Consider the following 1586-nt stretch of genomic DNA (forward strand, 5'->3'; position numbering starts at 1 on the left):
CGTAGTCGTGGTACATGAGGCCGGCGAACACGCCGGTCCGGCTGCCCCGGACGGTTGCCGGGTCGATGCCCGCCTGCTCCAGCGCCTCCCAGGAGGTCTCCAGGAGGAGGCGCTGCTGCGGGTCCATGGCGAGGGCCTCGCGCGGCGAGATTCCGAAGAACGCAGGGTCGAACTTCCCCGCGTCGTGGAGGAAGCCGCCCTCGAGGGTGAGCTCCTGGTGATCGGGGTCCGTGTCGAGCAGCCGCTCCAGGTCCCAGCCGCGGTCGGTGGGGAAGGGGGTGATGCCGTCGGTGCCGGTGGCGACGAGGTGCCAGAGGTCTTCGGGTGAGGTGATGCCGCCGGGGTAGCGGCAGGCCATGCCGATGATGGCGATGGGTTCGTCGTCGCCTATGGCGGTGGTGGTGGTCGTGTGGGTGGTGCTGGTGGTGTCGCCGACGAGTTCGTGGGTGAGGAAGTCGGCGAGTTGTCCGGCGGAGGGGTAGTCGAAGACGAGGGTGGCGGGCAGCCGCAGGCCGGTAAGGGGGGCGAGGCGGTTGCGGAGTTCGACGGCGGTCAGCGAGTCGAAGCCGAGTTCGGTGAACGCGCGCTGGGCGGGGACCGCGTCCGCGGAGGCGTGGCCGAGGACGGCGGCGACCTCGGTGCGTACGGCGTCCAGGACGAGTTGGGTGCGCTCGTGCGTGCCGGCGGCGAGCAGGCGCTGGACGAAGGCGGAGGACTGTCCGTTCCCGGCTCGGGCGGTGCGGCGGTTGGTGGTACGGATCAGGCCCCGCAGCAGATGCGGAACCACCGGCGCCTTACGCAGCACACCGAGGTCGAGCCGGACCGGCGCGAGCGCCGCCTCGTCCGAGCGCAGGGCCTGGTCGAAGAGTTCCAGCCCCTCCTCCGCCGACAGCGGAGGGATACCGCCGCGCCGCATACGTGCGATGTCGGCCGCTTCGAGACGACCGAGCATTCCGCCCTGGGCCCAGGGGCCCCAGGCGAGTGAGGTGGCCGGCAGGCCCTGGGCCCGGCGGGCGTGGGCGAGGCCGTCGAGGAAGGCGTTGCCGGCCGCGTAGTTGGCCTGCCCCGCGGAGCCGAGGACTCCGGCGGCGGAGGAGAACAGGACGAAGAAGGACAGGTCAAGGCCGGCGGTCAGCTCATGGAGGTGCCAGGCCGCGTCGACCTTCGGACGCAGAACGGCGGTGACCCGCTCCAGGGTGAGGGACTCGAGCACACCGTCGTCGATGACACCGGCGGCGTGAACGACACCCGCCAGACCAGTCGTCTCGGTGACCTGCGAGACGAGTTCGGCCAGAGCGTCGCGGTCGGTGACATCACAGGACGCCCAGCGGACGGACGCACCCAGCTGTTCAAGCTCGGCCACCAGGCCGGTCGACGGACGCCGGGAGACCAGTACGAGATTGCGTACCGCTCGTTCGGTCACCAGGTGCCGGGCCACCAGCGCGCCCAGGGCGCCTGCGGCACCCGTCACCAGCACCGCGCCCTCGGCAGGCTCACCTACCGGCTGCTCCTCGGCCGGGACCGCGACCCGGGCCAGACGGGGCACGAGCACCTCGCCGGCGTGGACCGCGAGCTGCGGCTCGCCC

The 1586-nt window shown here is 72.1% G+C and carries 1 protein-coding gene; it reads right to left on the reverse strand.

The window, feature by feature from the left end; all coding sequences use genetic code 11:
• Positions 1–1423: type I polyketide synthase (locus tag ACFYPC_RS37010; protein ID WP_391891740.1), on the reverse strand; the 1423-nt coding region annotated here is incomplete at its 3' end.
• Positions 1424–1586: the final 163 nt, after the last annotated feature.

Origin of the sequence: Streptomyces sp. NPDC005808 (assembly GCF_042871385.1) — a bacterium.
Classification (GTDB): Bacteria; Actinomycetota; Actinomycetes; order Streptomycetales; family Streptomycetaceae; genus Streptomyces.